The organism is Peribacillus sp. ACCC06369, from assembly GCF_030348945.1.
Lineage (GTDB): Bacteria > Bacillota > Bacilli > Bacillales > DSM-1321 > Peribacillus.
On sequence record NZ_JAUCEN010000002.1, the window covers coordinates 1,854,530 to 1,873,392 of the forward strand.

Annotated in this window: 14 protein-coding genes and 3 pseudogenes; 16 read left to right on the top strand and 1 reads right to left on the bottom strand. The window is 39.0% G+C overall.

The genetic code is table 11. The annotated features are described in order from the left end of the window. Positions 1 to 953: 953 nt before the first annotated feature. The 11 genes and pseudogenes from QUF78_RS09920 to QUF78_RS27985 all read left to right on the top strand — a co-directional run. A complete protein-coding gene (locus tag QUF78_RS09920) occupies positions 954 to 1,154 on the top strand; it encodes a hypothetical protein (RefSeq protein ID WP_289324510.1) in 201 nt (66 codons plus the stop codon). Between the two features lie 262 nt (positions 1,155 to 1,416). Continuing rightward, positions 1,417 to 2,142, top strand: a complete 726-nt coding sequence (locus QUF78_RS09925; RefSeq protein WP_063234582.1) for a ThuA domain-containing protein — start codon at positions 1,417 to 1,419, stop codon at positions 2,140 to 2,142. Between the two features lie 23 nt (positions 2,143 to 2,165). Next, on the top strand, positions 2,166 to 3,218 hold the full coding sequence (locus QUF78_RS09930; protein WP_289324511.1) for a Gfo/Idh/MocA family protein: 1,053 nt from the start codon (positions 2,166 to 2,168) through the stop codon (positions 3,216 to 3,218). A gap of 62 nt (positions 3,219 to 3,280) precedes the next feature. Next, entirely contained in the window at positions 3,281 to 4,249 is a 969-nt protein-coding gene (locus QUF78_RS09935; protein ID WP_063234584.1) for a sugar phosphate isomerase/epimerase family protein, read from the top strand. A gap of 134 nt (positions 4,250 to 4,383) precedes the next feature. After that, positions 4,384 to 5,523, top strand: coding sequence for an ABC transporter ATP-binding protein (locus QUF78_RS09940; protein ID WP_289324512.1), 1,140 nt, complete (start codon positions 4,384 to 4,386; stop codon positions 5,521 to 5,523). Positions 5,524 to 6,007: 484 nt separating this feature from the next. Next, positions 6,008 to 7,005, top strand: a pseudogene (locus tag QUF78_RS09945) (ROK family glucokinase). A 704-nt stretch (positions 7,006 to 7,709) separates the two neighbouring features. Then, positions 7,710 to 9,122, top strand: a complete 1,413-nt coding sequence (locus QUF78_RS09955) for a DHA2 family efflux MFS transporter permease subunit (RefSeq protein ID WP_289324513.1) — start codon at positions 7,710 to 7,712, stop codon at positions 9,120 to 9,122. 642 nt (positions 9,123 to 9,764) lie between these two features. Next, a complete protein-coding gene (locus tag QUF78_RS09960) occupies positions 9,765 to 9,986 on the top strand; it encodes a hypothetical protein (RefSeq protein ID WP_289324514.1) in 222 nt (73 codons plus the stop codon). Positions 9,987 to 10,129: 143 nt separating this feature from the next. After that, complete coding sequence (locus QUF78_RS09965) at positions 10,130 to 10,630, top strand: hypothetical protein (protein ID WP_289324515.1); 501 nt, start codon at positions 10,130 to 10,132, stop codon at positions 10,628 to 10,630. A gap of 422 nt (positions 10,631 to 11,052) precedes the next feature. Then, positions 11,053 to 11,232, top strand: a pseudogene (locus QUF78_RS09970) (SDR family oxidoreductase); the annotation flags it as partial. Beyond that, positions 11,229 to 11,698, top strand: a pseudogene (locus tag QUF78_RS27985) (transposase); the annotation flags it as partial. The pseudogenes QUF78_RS09970 and QUF78_RS27985, both read left to right, overlap by 4 nt. A 315-nt stretch (positions 11,699 to 12,013) precedes the next feature. On the opposite strand, the gene QUF78_RS09980 reads toward QUF78_RS27985, so the two are convergent. Continuing rightward, the gene (locus QUF78_RS09980) at positions 12,014 to 12,907 is read right to left on the bottom strand and encodes an AraC family transcriptional regulator (RefSeq protein WP_289324517.1); all 894 of its coding nucleotides are present in this window, start codon (positions 12,905 to 12,907) and stop codon (positions 12,014 to 12,016) included. A 127-nt stretch (positions 12,908 to 13,034) separates the two neighbouring features. Here QUF78_RS09980 and melA point away from each other — a divergent pair, with 127 nt between their 5' ends. The 5 genes from melA to QUF78_RS10005 all read left to right on the top strand — a co-directional run bounded on the left by melA (position 13,035) and on the right by QUF78_RS10005 (position 18,678). Then, positions 13,035 to 14,360, top strand: a complete 1,326-nt coding sequence (gene melA / locus QUF78_RS09985; RefSeq protein WP_289324518.1) for an alpha-glucosidase/alpha-galactosidase — start codon at positions 13,035 to 13,037, stop codon at positions 14,358 to 14,360. A gap of 111 nt (positions 14,361 to 14,471) precedes the next feature. Then, entirely contained in the window at positions 14,472 to 15,587 is a 1,116-nt protein-coding gene (locus tag QUF78_RS09990; protein ID WP_289324519.1) for a LacI family DNA-binding transcriptional regulator, read from the top strand. Further along, entirely contained in the window at positions 15,584 to 16,849 is a 1,266-nt protein-coding gene (locus QUF78_RS09995) for an ABC transporter substrate-binding protein (RefSeq protein WP_289324520.1), read from the top strand. Before QUF78_RS09990 ends, QUF78_RS09995 begins: the two co-directional genes overlap by 4 nt. Positions 16,850 to 16,972: 123 nt before the next feature. Further along, positions 16,973 to 17,848, top strand: coding sequence for a carbohydrate ABC transporter permease (locus QUF78_RS10000; RefSeq protein ID WP_289327283.1), 876 nt, complete (start codon positions 16,973 to 16,975; stop codon positions 17,846 to 17,848). Further along, positions 17,848 to 18,678 carry a carbohydrate ABC transporter permease gene (locus QUF78_RS10005; protein ID WP_289324521.1) on the top strand — a complete coding sequence of 277 codons (831 nt, stop codon included), beginning with the start codon at positions 17,848 to 17,850 and terminating at the stop codon, positions 18,676 to 18,678. The genes QUF78_RS10000 and QUF78_RS10005 overlap by 1 nt, the downstream gene beginning before the upstream one ends. Positions 18,679 to 18,863 lie beyond the last annotated feature (185 nt).

Below are 18,863 nucleotides of genomic sequence, written 5' to 3' on the forward strand. Positions count from 1 at the left end.
GTAAATGAAGGTTTTCGAAAACAAATGCCCCAGATAGAAAACGAAAACATAATATGATGTGATGTTACACACATACACAATGATAAATATACAGTTGCAAATAGTTGGAGTGAAGAGAGGTTAACATAAGCGAAATCAAAAAAACATTCACAGAAAACCGAAATTACCAACACAAAATAGGCGACTATTTCTGCCATCTTAGGGGAGAGAAAAAGACTCGTTGGAGATGGGAAATGAAAGAAATCATAGGAAGCACAGCCTATAAAAAGAAGAGTCTCCAGGATAGAAGATGTGTCTTTAGAAAGCCGAAGTTCGTGGATAAAAGTAAGCGAAACTTCCGAAAGTTCACGTGAGATAGTTAAAAGATTGCTAATGCTAATTGTACAGGTAAAACAACATTCTTTCAGCTAACGGGCGCGGGTTTTATTCAAGAAGGAAGAAGCATAGTTTATCCGGACTGATCATCAATCGAATAAAAAATTTTCACCTTTGAATCTAAGCCCCAGATAAGTCATTCTATCCTTTGATTTGAAGTAGCTATTTGTGCAAGAATAGTTCCCTTTTTTATAGTAATTTTTCTGTCTGTACATGCTTTTCAAGCTTAGACACTCATTTTCCATAAACACTATACAAATATACCCATAAAGGGGTGATACCACTTTTTTTTGCAGTAACAGAATATCTTATAAAATTCAAAAATATCTGAAAAATCGTTGAAAAGGTTTTACACATGTGCTAGTGTGTTTTTAGGAAAACGTTTACGTAGAAAGTTGGTGGAAATTACAATTATTGATGCAGCAAAGAAAGCCAGTTTTATCTGTTTCTGGCATTCAGAAAAGTGATTGACGAGATTGGTTATCAGGCTAAGGCTGTTGTACTAGATATATTGCTTACTGGTTCACAAATTATCGAAACAATTAACAAGTGAAGTTTTAACAGGAATTGATGTTGGGATGATTTCCGGAACAAAAGGAGATGTCATTTCGACAATTCCTCGTGTAAATGGATTTAAGGACGCTATAAATGATGTTGGTGTTACGGTAACCATTCAAATGAGTACATATGGGTATTATGGACTTCAACGTGGAATAGAAAGGGTGGTTCAAGTTTGGACTATCCAACATTTACAGCCGTATTCTGTTCAAGTGATGTAATGGCTGTTCCACAACTCACGGGCATTGACAGCCGTTATCCGCTATGAGGAAGACTACAGTACCATTAACGTAAACGTTTACGTTGTTTTTAACGACTTAATTCAGTGCAGTCCATAGAGTGATAGGTTGGCAGGCAGACCTCTAAAGCAAATAGATTAGAAAGCGGTTGGGCAGTCAAATCGACAGCTTATGTATTGTGAAGTTGGAGATTTACGGATAATAATTTCAATACATCAAATCAAAATGAGAGGGAGTATTTATGATGGTAAAAGTAACTGTATGGAATGAAAATCGACATGAACAAAAAAATCCAGTTGTAAGAGAAGTCTACCCTGAAGGTATTCATGGTGCTATTGCAGCATTTTTAAAAGAAAGCGGATTTGATGCAAAAACAGCTACATTGGATGATCCCGAACACGGTTTAACAGATGCTGTATTAGAAGAAACAGATGTGCTGATTTGGTGGGGGCATTTAGCTCACGATGAAGTAGACGATGTAATTGTTAAAAAGGTAAAGCAGCGTGTATTAGATGGAATGGGCTTAATCGTATTGCATTCAGGCCATTTCTCCAAAATTTTCAAAACATTAATGGGTACAAGTTGTGATTTAAAATGGCGCGAAGCAGATGAAAAAGAGCGTCTTTGGGTAACAGATCCTAGTCATCCGATTACTGAAGGTATTTCAGAATATATCGAGCTAGAACGCGAAGAAATGTACGGGGAACATTTTGATATCCCGGCTCCAGACGAATTAGTCTTTACGAGTTGGTTCGAAGGTGGGGAAGTTTTCCGCAGTGGTTGCACATATAAACGAGGCAATGGAAAAGTCTTTTATTTTAGACCAGGCCATGAAACGTATCCAACATATCACAATAAAGATATTCAACGTGTCATTATAAATGGCGTGAAATGGGCACACCCAGTTGACAGAAAACGTCCTATATACGGAAATGCAACACCACTGGAACGAATTGCAGTGAAAAATTAAGGATATTAAAGGGGAAACTGATTATGAAAACAGTAAAAGTAGGGATTATAGGTTGTGGAAGTATCGCTCAACTTCGTCATTTACCAGAATATAAAATGAATAAAGAAGTAGAGATTGTAGCAGTTTGTGATATAAATGAACAGCGCGCCATTGAAATTTCCAAGCAGTATGGTGCAAAAGTATATAAAAATTATGAAGAATTACTCGCAAGCAAAACGGTAGATGCAGTGAGTGTTTGTACACCAAATTATTTGCATGCGCCCATATCAATCGCAGCTTTAAACAAAGGCGTTCATGTATTGTGTGAAAAACCAATGGCTACGTCAAAAGAAGAAGCTCAGGCTATGATTCAAGCAGCAAAAGAAAGTGGCAAAAAACTTATGATCGGTCACAATCAACGCTTCGTTTCATCCCATCAAAAAGCACGTCAGCTTATTGAATGTGGTGAAATTGGAAGAATATATAGCTTCCGTACCGCATTTGGTCATGGAGGACCTGAGCAATGGAGTGTTGACGGTAAAGAGAGTTGGTTCTTTAAAAAGAATGAAGCGTTTATTGGAGCCATGGGAGATTTAGGTGTGCATAAAACAGATTTACTTCGTTACATTCTTGGTGAAGAAATCGTTGAAGTAGGTGCATTTGTGCAAACGAACGCTAAAGATTTTGCTAATGTCGATGACAACGCAGTATGTGTGTTAAAAACAGAAAGTGGAATTATTGGAACGCTCGCATCTAGTTGGGCGTACGTGGGTCAAGAAGATAACTCCACGATTATTTACGGTGAGAAAGGAATTCTTCGTTTAGAAGATCATCCAACGTATTCCTTAATCGTTCAATACGCATCAGGTGAGGTTGCAAATTATGAGCTTGGCAAAATTCAATCAAACGATGAGGGCGGCCAAGACAACTCACATGTGATTGAACAATTCGTAAATGCTATCGTAGAGGATAAAGAGCCAGCCGTTTCAGGAGAGGAAGGGGCAAAATCTCTATCTGTTATTCTAGCCGCTATTGAATCTCATGAAACCAAACAAATTGTAAGTACCTTTTTAGCGATAAAAGAGCCAGCAGTTTAAAATCTGCTTTATAAAAATATCTTACCATATTAAGAATTTGGGACCTATAGGAGGAAAACAACGTGAAATTGGGTGTATTTACTGTTCTATTTGCAAACTATTCATTTGAAGACATGCTAGATAAAGTGCAAACAGCTGGGTTACATACCGTGGAAATTGGGACAGGCTGCTATCCAGGAAACCATCATTGCCCGTTAGATGAATTATTAGAAGATGCGAATGCGAGAGAAAGCTATAAAAAGAAAGTAGCGGATCGTGGATTGACGATTAGTGCATTTAGTTGTCACGGAAATCCTATCTCACCAGAAGAAGGGTTTGCAAAAGAATCCAATGAAACCTTACGTAAAACGATTAAGCTGGCCTCTTTACTTGATGTACCTGTTGTCAACTGCTTTTCAGGAACAGCTGGTGATCACGAGGGGGCTAAATACCCAAACTGGCCGGTTACTCCATGGCCAAATGAATATGGTGAGATCTTAACTTGGCAATGGGAACAAAAGCTCATTCCTTATTGGAAAGAGGTAGGAGAGTATGCAAAAGAGAATAACGTGAAAATCGGATTAGAATTGCACGGAGGATTTTTAGTTCATACACCTTATACCTTGTTAAAACTTCGAGAACAAACATGTGATGCAATTGGAGCGAATTTAGATCCAAGTCACTTATGGTGGCAAGGAATTGATCCAGTGGCAGCCATTAAGATTTTAGCCAAAGAAAATGCCATTCATCATTTTCATGCCAAAGATACTTATTTAGATCAAGAAAATATTAATATGTTTGGGTTAACCGATATGCAACCATATGGAGAAGTTCGCTCGCGGGCATGGACGTTCCGTTCAGTTGGTTGTGGACATAGTTTAAAAGAATGGTCAGATATGATGAGTGCACTACGCACATACGGGTATGATTATGTGGTAAGTATCGAGCATGAAGATGCGATCATGTCTATTGATGAGGGATTCGAACGTGCAGTGACAAACTTACAAACGGTTTTAATTGAGGAATCACCTTCACAGATGTGGTGGGCATAACAAGTTAATTTTATTGAAAGATCGTTGTGGTATGAATCTACTTGATCCATATCACAATATTTTTTCAAAATCAAATTATCATAAAATTCTAGTCTATTACAAATTAAAAAATCTGATTCAAGAAGGAGAAAACAATGGCCGAGTTAAGTTTAAATCATATTTATAAAATCTACGATAAAAACGTAACAGCAGTGAAAGATTTTAACCTTCAGATTGAAGATAAAGAATTTATTGTCTTTGTTGGTCCATCTGGTTGTGGTAAGTCAACTACTCTTCGCATGATTGCAGGACTTGAAGAGATTTCAAAAGGCGATTTTTTTATCGATGGTAAACGTGTCAACGACGTGGCACCAAAAGACCGAGATATTGCAATGGTCTTCCAAAACTATGCTTTATATCCCCATATGAGCGTCTATGACAATATGGCATTCGGTCTGAAATTACGTAAATTCGCGAAAGAGGAAATTGATCGTCGTGTACAAGAGGCTGCCCATATCCTTGGTCTAGAGCAATACTTACAGCGTAAACCAAAGGCCCTTTCGGGTGGGCAACGTCAACGTGTTGCTTTAGGTCGTGCAATCGTTCGTGATGCAAAAGTATTTTTAATGGATGAACCTTTGTCCAATTTGGATGCAAAACTGCGTGTCCAAATGCGTTCTGAAATTGCTAAACTACATCAACGCTTACAAACCACCACAATTTATGTAACGCATGATCAAACAGAAGCGATGACCATGGCAACTCGTCTTGTTGTTATGAAAGATGGAATTGTTCAACAAGTTGGTGCACCAAAAGAAGTATATGACGAACCTGCAAATGTATTTGTTGGCGGGTTCATTGGTTCTCCTGCGATGAACTTCTTTACTGGTACCTTAAAAGAGGGTATCTTCCATATCGGACCGGTACGTATTGAGGTGCCAGAGGGAAAAATGAAAGGATTACGTGAGCAAGGATATATAGGTGAACAAATAATTTTAGGTGTACGTCCAGAAGATTTTCATGATGAGCTGATTTTCGTTGATGCCTCACCGAATACAACAATAAATATTAAAGTGGAAGTGGCAGAATTAATGGGTGCTGAAATAATGGTTTATTCACAAATTAATGATCAGAACTTTGTTTCGCGCGTGGATGCTCGTACAGAAGTGAAAGCAGGTCAACAAATGAAATTAGCTATAGACATGAACAAGGTACACTTCTTTGATAGTAAAACGGAGACTCGTATTCCACTTCCTATGAAAACACATAAAAGAAGAGGAGCTGGTGTCTTATAACAGATGTATGAACTACGAGAAATAAGTTTTTTAATTTCAATTAAAAATATAGATAAATTAGTAAGGGTAGAGTGAGGATTAATGGTAGAAAAAAATTGACGTACTTCTTCGTCATGGACTCCAATCTCGATCTGGTGCTGAAATTTGTAGGAAAAGCAATATCTTTTAACAGTGACATTAATATTGTGAAAAAGGAAAAAAGGTAGTTGAGAAAAGTAATATCGGGGGAATGGCCCTGACAGTTAGACATAGCAAAGGAGTTTAAATTTAATGCAGATGGAGACGATGAACAAAGGGCTATCGTAGCTCTAGAAAAATTTCTATTGAACAAGGAAAGATAGGAGTTAAACTTCTTAATTACTATATAAAAAAGTAAAGCTGTATAGTCGATAGCTAGTACAAGATTAACGAATTTAATCTTAACTTGCCGTAAGGTTAAGGCATACAGTTCCTTGCCAACTTGAATGAAAAAGGGTGAGTATTGATGGATGAAAAATGGTTAGTGGGTGCAGATATAGGCGGTACAACTATTAAAATGGCATTTATCAATCAAAATGGTGAGATTATATATAAATGGGAAATTCCTACCAATATAAATGAAAAAGGGAAAAATATTCCTAAGGAGATGGCTAAATCAATAGATCAAACATTAAGTGAGTTGGGGCAAGAAAAACAGAAGTTAATTGGTATTGGGGTTGGAGCACCCGGTCCTGTTAACTTGGGGAATGGTTCTATTGATGTCGCAGTTAACTTAGGGTGGAATAACTTTCCTTTGAAGGATCTACTTGAAATGGGAACATCTTTGCCAGTCATAGTTGATAATGACGCAAATGCAGCAGCCATTGGGGAGATGTGGAAAGGTGCTGGACAAGGGTCAAAAGATTTATTATGTATCACCTTGGGAACGGGCGTTGGTGGTGGAATTATTTCCAATGGGCAAATTGTACATGGAATAAATGGGGCAGGTGGCGAAATAGGGCATATTACCTCTCTCGTAGAGGATGGGGCACCTTGTAATTGTGGGAAAACGGGATGTATTGAAACCATAGCATCTGCCACAGGTATTGTTCGTTTAGCGATTGAAGAATTATCTTTTACCGAGACACCAAGTAGACTGAGGGATTTTTACAATGAACATCAAATATTATCATCTGAGCTAGTATTTGAAGTAGCGAATGAGGTGATGAATTAGCTAATAGAGTGATTGGGAAAGTTACCCTTTATTTAGTATTAGCATTAGCTCATCTTGCGAATGGTTTAAATCCTGAGAAAATTATCATTGGTGGAGGAGTTTCCAAAGCAGGGGATGCACTGTTAGTACCTTTAAAAGAGCAATTTACTCGTTTTGCTTTTCCAAGAGTATTGCAAGGAGTGGAGTTAGCCAATGCCACGTTAAGAAATGATGCAGGAATTATGGGAGGCGCTTGGTTGGTGAAAAAAAGATTACTAAACAGGAATGGAAATACACCTTTATATTTGTGATAGCACAATGAAAAGGTATAAGAATCAGAAAATAATAAATAATAATTTTATTTTTTACTATTTAAAGAGCATCGGTATTTTCAAAGTGCTCTTTTTTAATTTCAGCACAAAACTTATATTCTACAAGGGGATACAATGTAAATGACGAAATGGGTAGGGAAGACTAAAGATAAGAACACTCTGGCTATTCATCAAGCCACTAACGAAACAAGGTAACCTACTCTATAAAATGACATTATCCTTAGTTGACAATATTTATACAAGAAGAAACCGAGACACGAAAAATTACTTGAAAGATGAGATCATATATAACCAAGGATAAAATAGTCTTGGTCCTACGAATGTATGACAGTAAGGAATACTCCATTAAAGGAATTATTTAACAGGTTTTTTTATACAGAGCTATTCAGAAACGGACCCTATAAACAACATAAGGAGCATACACTTTGCTCCTGTGTTCCCCATCATCTCTCTACTAATCTGCTACTTTGCGGTCTGTGACAGCAACCCTATGACTAGGCCAATAGAAAGTACATCAATTGCAGCTGGTTCTTCAAAGGAAATCCCCTTTTATTTGTAGGGAAAGTAATTATTTAATGCCACTTTATTGCTTTCATTTTAACAGCAAATTACTGGAAATCTGATGTAAATTCGTGTAATCTACAAAAGTATGTTTTTTTCCAAATCGTAAAGGGGGACCATAATTGAGTTTAACAAATCGTAAACAGACAACAATTGTTGCTCTTTTGCTTGCGGGTACATTTATTGCGATCTTGAATCAAACATTAATGATTACCGCGATTCCTCCTGTAATGGAGGAAATGAATATTACGGCAAATAGTGCACAGTGGCTAACTACTGTTTTTATGCTGGTTAATGGGATCATGATCCCTGTGAGCGCGTTTTTACTGGAGCGCTTTACCACCAGACAGCTCTTCCTTTCAGCTATGGGGATTTTTGCTACTGGTACATTGGTTGCGGGGCTAGCTCCTAATTTTGAAATGCTGCTGCTAGGAAGGATGATTCAGTCGAGCGGAGCCGGAATTATGCTCCCGTTAATGCAAACAGTCTTCCTAATGATTTTCCCTGTTCAAAAACGGGGTGCAGCTATGGGACTGGTCGGGCTGGTCATTTCCTTCGCGCCGGCTATTGGGCCCGCTTTGTCGGGCTGGGTTACCGAGACCTACTCATGGAGGGTGTTATTCTTTATCATTCTTCCAATTGCTATTATTGATATCATAGTTGCGTTCTTCGCTTTAAAAAATGTAACAGAAGTTACACGGCCAAAAGTGGATGTGCTTTCGATTGTTTTATCTTCCGTGGGTTTCGGTGGATTATTGTATGGCTTTACAGCGGCTGGTAATTATGGCTGGACAGACGAGAGTACTATCATATCCCTAGGCATCGGAACAATTTCACTTGTTTGGTTTATCAAAAGGCAATTACGATTGAAGCACCCAATGCTGGAGTTCCGTGTGTTCACGTATTCATTATTCCCGCTGGCCATTATTATTGGAGCCATTACCTTTATGGGTCTGATAGGTGCCGAAACGCTTATCCCGCTATTTATGCAAAACATGCGAGGATTTACTGCGTTTGAAGCTGGATTAGCGATACTCCCTGGAGCACTTATTACCGGAATAATGTCCCCGTTCATTGGACGTATTTTTGACCGGATTGGGGCCAGATGGTTGGTTATTGGCGGATTACTCCTCATAACCGCTTCCTCCTTTACTTTTATCGATGTGGGTCCTTCGACAAGTTTTACATTTATTATGGTTATGTACAGTATACGAATGTTCGGATTAGCCATGGTTATGATGCCTGTTTCAACGGCCGCCTTAAACCAGCTGCCTAAACGATTAATCGCCCATGGTGCAGCAATGGATAATACGATGAAAATGATTGCCGCATCTGTAGGTACAGCAATACTTGTTACTGTGATGACATCAGCTACCGAAAATGCTCAGCAGCGTCCCGAGATAGTCCATCCTGATATGTATGGCGCGCAAATCTCATTTATTGTCATCGCTGTACTTTCGTTAATTAGCTTCCTCATTTCTTTCAAAATAAAGGATCAAAAATCAGCAGGAAAAGAGTTCGGGGAGAAGAATTAAATATGTGAATATGAGTTTTTTAAGCTTGAAAAGAATCACAATATAGATTCATCTACTTGTGATTCTTTTTTAACTAAATATCCTATTTTCGCAGCCAGGCTCGCTCACCTTATTGAACTCCCTCAGTTTGATACGATTTTCTCGCAATTACCAGCTTATTCGCAGGGTTCCATATTGAATGTATGTTAACGGATAAATTAAGTAAGGTAGGGACATTAAGGTATCGTGAAATAAAAGAATAATAGAACTTCATTTTTTACCATATTATGAACGTTTTCCAACGCCGCCCTGGAGGCTTACCCTCCCATGTCGTATCATTCCTACGTCAAGCCTATCTAAGGGATTCTAAAAAAAAAGAGGGAGAACAAGTCATCCAGGTGATTTGTTCTCCCTCTTTTATCATTTTCTTTATTTTACCATATTCGAAACTGGATCTTTTGAGAGCGCGCTATTCAATAAAGTCCAAAATCAGCAAAAACCCCTCTGAATAAAAAGACCTTCTTATATATATATACTCCCCAAACCAGAAATGAATCGCTTGGCGTCTTTTTCAAAAACTTTCTCTAAATATATTTCTGAAGTGAAAAGCTGCTCATGGCCAGACTCTTCATAATCTATCATTATGGAAAACAGAAGAAAATCATGAAAATTCAGGACCCCCATCGATTACATAAAGAGGCACGTTATGAAAAAGCGGAAGTGGATCGATTAGTGTATGCAAAGCAATCTTTACCTACAGGTATGAGTCCGAATGATGTTGCAAAGAAATTGGGGTTATCTGTACAAAGTGTTTATAAGTATATTCAAGATGGTTCGATAAAAGCTAAGGCTGTCCCGTATGGGATGAAAGAATCACGTATGTAATTTCGGAAACAGCCTATCATGAAGCAGAGAAGTCACTCAAACCAACTGAAACACAGCGACCAAAAAAATATGAATATTATGACTCGAAAAATGACATTGCTTTGTATCAAAGATTTCATTCGTCTAAAATACCAGAGGCACGTGTGGTTCGTAATGAAGAAAATGTATTTGGTTTCTACCTACCCAATATCCAAAAGTGGTTGACGTATGAAGAAGGAATGAAAACTTATACCTTAAAGCCATCATACTCGATACACCAACCTCCTTTGGATTATAAAGGCTATGTAGAGCTTCAGGTACCGAAAAACGAAGTTGTATTTTATCCCTTCATTGACTATTTATATAAAAACTGGGGTGTTGAAAACGTAAGAATGAGAGAGCAAGATAGTTCAGTTTTACTCTTCATTCGGGCAGGGGAAAGACCGTTAATGCCAGAGATGATTAGTATTGCTGATATCTTACCGAATTTAATCAATGGTGAAATGCACCATGAAGAAGGTACTTTGATATTACGAAGCCCATATAGAAAAACTAGTTTTGAATTACCAAATGAATTGTTAGAAAAAATTTCAGATTTAGCTAAACAAGAAGGGATTAGTATTAGTAAATGGGTTGAGGACAAATTATCGTCGAAAATAAAATAACTATAAAAAAATATTATTTTTGGGATATATCAAAATATGGAAGCGGTATCCAACTTTATGAATATCCACAAGATATAAATTTTTTACAGGCTTCTTATATGGGTGAAATAGACTAGGTGAATATATCCGTTATTACAATCATCTATGAATCATGGTGAAATTAAAAGGCATGAGCCCTAAAGATTACCGAGTTCATGCCCTCAAGGCTGCCTAATTAAAGTGTCTAACTTTTTGGTTCACTTCATTAGCAAGAGGGGCCCTTTTTAAAATTGAATATTATAATTAAAACGTAAATGAGAGTTTAAGTTAAAAAAAATTAACATAATGAATGTTGGGTCACCAAGCCCATAATCAGGTATGGGAATCCTCCCCATAAGACGTATTGGATTCCCATACCTGATAGGAATAATCCTCCTACGGCAAATTTAAAAGGCGTTTTATATGGAGTAGCCTCCGTTATTCCGGAATTTACCAAACAAAAGTCTGGTCAAATTATCACATCTTCAAGTGTTCCGGGCATTAAATCATTTCCAAATGCAGGAGTTTATGGTGCAACGAAGTTTGCTGTTCGCAACCTAATGGAAGTGATTCGCATGGTCAGTTTCACACCATTTTAGATCAAGTGTTCCCTGAATACCGGAAGGTTTTTTGGGATCTATATTCAAGGGTTTCTTTATTGATGTTAAAGGAATATCCTACTTCAGAGGTGGTATTAACAGCCGGAGAAAGTAGACTAGCAGAGAGTGTTATAGAGTTCTGTTCTAGCCAATCGGGTGAATGGGCATGGGAAAAAGCAAAAAAATAATGGATTCCGCATCTCGAAATCCATTTCAAAAAAGCGTGTATGAAAGTCAGGTAATCAATCTTCGTATATATTGAGTTGTTTTTTCATTATCAGGGACACCTAGTTGACTTGGAAGAATAGTGGCCCTGGCAAATGAAATGGAAGAATATAAGATCAGCCAATCGATTCCCGGTATAGGAGAAAAAATCGCAGCCATGATTATCTCAGAAATTGGTGAAATCGATCGGTTTAATCATCCGAAAAACCTGGCTGCCTTCGTTGGTTGCTGTAAATAATTATCCAATTAATTATATTAAGAGCATGTTTTGAATAATCCTTTATCAAAACATGTTCTTTCTATTTAATCTTATATCAATTATTAGCATTAAAATTGATCAAACTTTATTTTAAAACAACATCAGCGAAAGTTAAACGGCCTGATACCGTTCAAAATTATGGTGCCCTTTTGTAGAATTCATGGCAGCTTGAAGTTAGGGCAGTACTTGTCCTTTTGTTACACGGATACATCCTCTCGCAAGGTTTTTCTTTAAGTATACCAGGCGATGTGAGTGCAGAATCCATTCATTCAACTTATATAGCTAATCAATAATAACATGCTCAAAGTCTGGCATTTTTTTATCTTTTCGAAAACTGTCAGCAGAGGTGCCAATCATTTTTTTGAAAACTTTACTAAAATAATTCGCATTGTCATAGCCCGTTTCCATTGCAACTTCCTGAATCGTCTTATTTGTTGTTGATAAAAGTTCCATTGCTTTCTGTATACGTCTCTTTGTCAAAAATTGAATGGGGGTTGTTTTCATGTACTTTTGGAATTTATTCGTAAAGTAGTATTTGGACAGTCCGGCGTGCTCCGCAATGGACTCCAATGACAGCGGTTCATGATAGCGTGTCGTCATGAATTGAATCGCCATGAGTATATCATCCGGTATCCCAGTTTGTTGGTTGTCCAGTCCTTTCGCAAAGCGATACAACCCCATGATAAATTCATATGCATATGCAGAAGAAGTAAAGGTATCTTCAATGCCTTCTTTTAAAGCAAATTGATAAATTTTTTGTAGTAAAAAAATTAACGGGGCATTTGCATCCACAGGGACTACCAGCTCAAATTGGCTAATCAGGTAGTCCCAGCACTCCTCGGCTTTCGTCCCCTCCAGTGTAATGAAAATAAATTCCCACTCAGGACTTTCTTCAGGAAGATAATAACAATGTTCACTTGGTACTTTGACGATAAACGCTTCGCCAGGTTTAACTGTATACGTTTTTTCACCTACCCGAACTTCTCCATATCCATTCAGTGTATATTGGAAAATACACGTTTTTAAATCATTTTGACGCATACGGCCATCCCAGTAATAATCAGTCGATGTTCGTTTTTCAAAACCGATGGAGGTTATCCGAGCTGCCTCAGTTAAAGGCTCCTTTGAAATATGATACACAAAGCTATGGTTATTGTCATTTGACCGAGATAGCAATATATTACCTCTTTTCCGATTTTATTTACCATTGCCTGGATAATGGAAGCGCTGTATTATTTATTTAACAATATGTTAATTAAAATTTACTAAATTTTCAACACTAACTTTTAATGGAGGAAGACAAATGAAAAAAATTACATTCATCGGCGCAGGAAGTACCATTTTTACCAAAAACGTATTGGGTGACTGCATGTTGTCTCCTGCTCTTCAGGATTTTGAATTTGCTTTGTTCGATATCGATTCCGACCGTCTTTCAGAATCAGGGGTATTACTCAATGCTTTGAAAAGAACATTAAATGCCGGTGTTACAATCAAGACATACACAGATCGAAAAGAAGCATTGCATGGTGCAAAATATGTGATCAACGCCATTCAAGTTGGAGGTTACAAGCCAAGTACAGTTATTGATTTTGACATTCCGAAAAAGTATGGCCTTCGTCAGACAATTGCTGACACAATTGGAATTGGGGGACTGTTCCGTGCGCTACGTACGATTCCGGTCATGTTGGAAGTTGCCAAAGATATAGAAGAAGTTTGCCCGGATGCATGGCTCTTAAATTACACAAATCCGATGGCCACACTAACAGGAGCTGTCTCACGGCATACAAATGTGAAAATGGTTGGCTTATGCCACAGCGTTCAAGTATGTACAAGCGATTTACTAAAAGATCTTGATATACCATATGAAAACATTGATGAACGAATTGCCGGTATTAATCATATGGCATGGCTGCTTGAAATCAAATCCAATGGCAAGGATTTATATCCTGAAATTAAGAAACGGGCGAAAGAAAAGCAAAAATCAAAGCATCATGACATGGTCCGATATGAGCTAATGGACAAATTCGGATACTATGTGACGGAATCTTCTGAACATAATTCGGAATATCATCCTTTCTTCATCAAAGGTAAATATCCTGAATTAATTGACCGATTCAATATCCCCCTTGATGAATATCCGCGTCGATGTGAAGAACAAATTACCAATTGGTTAAGAACGAAAGAAGAGCTGATGAATGACCAAAACTTGGCGCATGAACGCTCCAAAGAATATGGATCGCGCATTATCGAAGCGATGGAAACGAACGAACCATTCGTATTTGGCGGCAACGTGTTAAATACCGGCGGCCTCATTTCCAATCTGCCGGAAAAAGCAGTTGTAGAAGTGCCTTGTATTGCGAATCGAAATGGCATTACACCAGCTTATGTGGGTGAACTTCCGGAACAGCTTGCGGCGTTGAACCGCTCTAATATTAATACACAGCTATTGACCATTGAAGCGGCTATGACAAAATTAACAGAAAAAATTTATCAGGCAGCAATGCTTGATCCGCATACAGCGGCCGAGCTTTCCATGGATGATATTATCAGCATGTGTGACGACTTAATTGAAGCGCATGGTGAGATGCTTCCGGAATATAAAACGAATATACAAGCTATCAGACAGTAAAACTGTCTGATGGCTAATAACTGAATATTCAGTAGATATTATTGTAAGCGCTAACTTTCCGTGCTACACTCATTTTATTCAGTAAATTTTACTAAAAATGAGGGAAGTCTTATGGCAACAATAAAAGATATTGCCAAGCTAACGAATTTATCCGCTGCCACAGTGTCGCGAGTCTTAAATCATGATGAAACACTTTCTGCTTCACCAGAAACTAAACAAAAAGTTTTCCAGATGGCCCGAGAGTTAAATTACCAGACGGTCAAAAGTAGGCGCATGCAAAATCAGGTCCATCAAAAAGAAGCAGTTAAAACAGAAGATATAAAAATTGGAATGGTACTGCTTCAGTCACAAGAGGAAGAAGCAAAGGATCCTTACTGGCAGTCCATTAGGGAAGGCATTGAAAAAGAAAGTGCTGACAGGGGAATCACTTCGTTAAAGTTAATTCGCCTTCAGCATATGGTCAAAGCAAAAGAAGAACTTTCAGAACTGGACGGATTGGTTGTTGTTGGACGGATAGACGCTCATATTCTTGAATCAATTTACGAATATAACCGCAATATTGTTCTTATTAACCAAGACGCGCATAAAGATCAATTCGATTCAATCATCTTTGATTATGAAAAAGCAGCCAGTCTGGCGATGGACCATTTGGGATATTGTGGGTACAAGCGAATTGGCTATATTGGAGGGACAGAACGAATATCCGTCGAAGATGCACAGGCATTGAAGAAGATTTATACACCTGATGCGCGTAAAACCGTTTATGAAAGCAAAATGAAGCAGCGAAATGCCTATAATCCGGATTTGCTGTTTGTAAAAGAATATTCAATTCAGTCCGGCTACGATTTAATGAAAGAAGCGGTTGAAAAGGGCAGCTTGCCAGAAGCATTTTTTATCGCGAGTGACTCTATGGCGATTGGTGCCATAAGAGCGCTCCAGGAGGCAAATATCCGGGTCCCGGAAGATGTAGCAATCGTCAGTTTTAACGATATCGAAATGGCCCAATTTACAACACCTCCGCTGACAACTGTGAAAATCCCTACAGAAGAAATGGGGCGGTTTGGCGTCAAAATGATGCTTGATAGGCTAGAAGGCCGGGAAATGCCCGTAAAGATTATGGTTCCAACCACTTTAATTGTCCGGGAAAGCTGCGGTGTAAAGCAAAAGAAGCGGGCAGAAAATCATTCACTAAAAGATATTCATTTACAATCGGAGGGAAATCCATGAAAAAACGAATGTCATTATCTGTACTTTCTTTATCAGCAATTATGGCACTGACAGCCTGTGGAAATAACAGCGTGGATGGCGGAGGAGAAAGCGGCGGTCAAGTTAAATTAACACTCATGTCCACGGCAACGGTAAAAGCGGACATGGATACTTTTAAAGAAATCGTAGCGGATTTCGAGAAAGAAAATCCAAATATTGATATTGAAGATACATACCCGGGGGACGGTTATGAAGACCTTGCACGCGTTAAAATGGCAGCGGACGATATGCCGGACTTATTTGATACGCACGGATGGGCAAAAAGCCGGTATGGAGAATACACTGAAGATTTAGGTGATATGGAATGGGCAGCAAACTTGGATCCGGCGATGAAGCCTATTTTGACGGACGATGAAGGAAAACTTCACGCCTATCCAATTAACCAGGCTCTGGATGGATTGTCATACAACAAAACCTTGTTAGATGAATATGGCATTGAAGCACCGTCAACATTCGATGAATTCATGGCGGCACTCGAAGCCGTTAAAGAAAAAAGCAATGGAGAAGTGGTTCCATTTTGGTTGGGCGGATCAGATAAAAGCCAATTTGGCCAATATTTTGATCAATTTTCAACGCCTCTCCTTCTCACCGATAAAGAAGACAGCTATAAAAAAGAGCTTTTGGACGGTTCCTTTGACTGGTCCAACTACACGTATCTTCCTGAAAAGCTGAAAGAAATGAATGATAAAGGACTGCTGAATAAAGACGTGCTGACAGCCCAGGTAACACAGGGGCCTGAATTGATGGCACAAAATAAAATTGCGTTTACGATGCTGAACGGTTCGATTGGCCGTGAAGTAACGGGGCTGAATCCGGAAGTGAAAGTTGGCACAATGCCGGTTCCGGCTATTCATCCAGGCGATTCACCAAGCTGGATCGGGGGCGAACGACTGACGCTTGCTGTATCGAAAAAATCGGAGCATCTCGAAGAAGCAAAGCAATTTATCAAGTATATTGCCCAGCCGGAAGTAGCGAAAAAGTTCGCGGAAGGTACGTCTCTTCCATCAGCGTTGACAAATGTAGAAGCAGACAACTACTTTGCGGAATTTTATAAACAATATAAAGGAACACAGATTCATCCTTACTTTGATCGCGAGTATTTGCCAAGCGGTATGTGGGATCCAATGGGTTCAACCGGACAAGAACTTATTGCCGGGACGATGAAGCCAGAACAGGTTTCTGAAAAAATGGCACAGGAATACACACGTTTAAGAGGGAAATAACAGCATCGGGAAAAGGAGCGGGCACCAGCTCCTTTTCTCCAATCGCTTAGAAAAAGGAGATGGATAAAAATGGCTGTAGTGCTAACGAAGGCATCTGAAAAAACGAAAACGACGAGTCGAAAAATGAAAAAAAGCCGGCGGGAATCGTCACTGTGGTGGATGTATCTGCCAAGTGTACTAATTGTGTTTTTGTTTATTATCTATCCGTTCTTGGACGGCATCAGGATTTCATTTACAAACTGGAACGGCTTCTCGCAGACGTATGACTACGTTGGGATTGATCAATATAAGCGGATGTTTGCCGACCCTGATACATGGCTAGTAGTAAAAAATACATTGCTTTTTGGCATCGGCAGCACGATTTTACAAAACATCGTTGGACTTGGATACGCTTTATTGCTCAATCACAATTTAAAAGTACGATCCTTTACGAGAACGATCATTTATTTGCCTGTTATTATCAGCCCACTTATTATGGGGTACATCTGGTATTTCTTCTTTGCATTCCAGGGCGGTGCGTTAAACGATATTATTATGTTTTTCGGCAAAGAGCCAATTAACGCACTCGGCAATCCAGCGGTCAATCCTTACATAATTGTATTCGTTAACACGTTCCAGTTTGTTGGCATTGCGATGATTATTTATCTTGCTGGCTTGCAAAGCATTTCAAAAGATTACTTTGAAGCAGCGGATATTGATGGGGCGACTGGCTGGCAAAAGTTTAAAAACATTACCATTCCTCTATTAATGCCTTCGATCACAATTAATATGGTACTGAACATTATCGGAGGATTAAAGCTGTTTGATGTAATCGTTGCATTGACGAACGGCGGGCCGGGAAATGCATCTCAGTCGATGTCGACATTTATGTATAACTTGTATTTTTCAAGACAGGATGCGGGATACGCGGCAACGCAAGGGATATTGATGGCTTTGATTATTTTATTCATCAGTATGGCGGCACTTTTCTACTTTAAACGAAAAGAGGTTGAAGCTTAATGGGGCAACTTTCATCACGGACAAAATGGCTGTTGACCGGAATGGCGCTGTTGATCACTGCGTTTCACCTGATCCCATTTTATATTTTAATCACGACGTCCTTAAAAAAGACGGACGATTTCACATCCAAATGGTCTTTTCCCGATTACTTTGACACAGAAAACTTCGCGCTCGCCTGGGAACAAGCTAATCTCGGAAATGCATTTGTAAACACGGCAATTATTACAATCTTCTCTGCAGTGCTTCTCATCTTTTTCGGCTCAATGTCAGCATATGCACTGGCAAGAAGAACAACAAAGCTAAACAAATACATGTATTTGCTGTTTGTAGGGGTTATGGTTATCCCTCCACTTACAGCACTTGTTCCATTGTACCGCCTTGTTGTCGATATCGGACTCATGAATACGCATTTGGTTGCGATTTTAAACAACGTCGCGGCATTTATGCCATTGACGATTTTCTTGTATGCAGGTTTTATCCGTTCAACCATTCCGAAAGAACTGGAAGAAGCCGCAAAACTAGACGGCGCTAGCACGCTTGGTGTATTTTTCAAAGTGGTATTTCCACTCTTAAAACCGATTACAGCAACAGTATTGATTATCTCATCCGTATACATCTGGAACGACTACCAGTTTGCAATTTTCTTCCTTCAGGATTCAAGTGTGCAGACATTGACTGTCGCACTCGCAGGATTCTTTGGACAGAATGCCAGCCAGCTTAACCTGGTTGCAGCAGCCGCTTTAATGGCGTCGCTTCCGATGGTTATTGTCTTCCTATTCCTACAGAGGTTCTTTATCGAAGGACTGGCGGCTGGAAGTGTAAAGGGATAATCCTTCAGGTCCGGTTTTATACCGGGATTTTTTCTTTTAACATTGTGGGAAAACCTTGAGCAAGCCCACTTACTAAACCTAATGTTTCCTTGGATTATCAGATTTGGATCACATCTCCCTTTCGGGGTTGGCGCCAGCCGCTTAGGTGAACCTTTGAGGTTGGACACAGAATGTCCAGAACACAC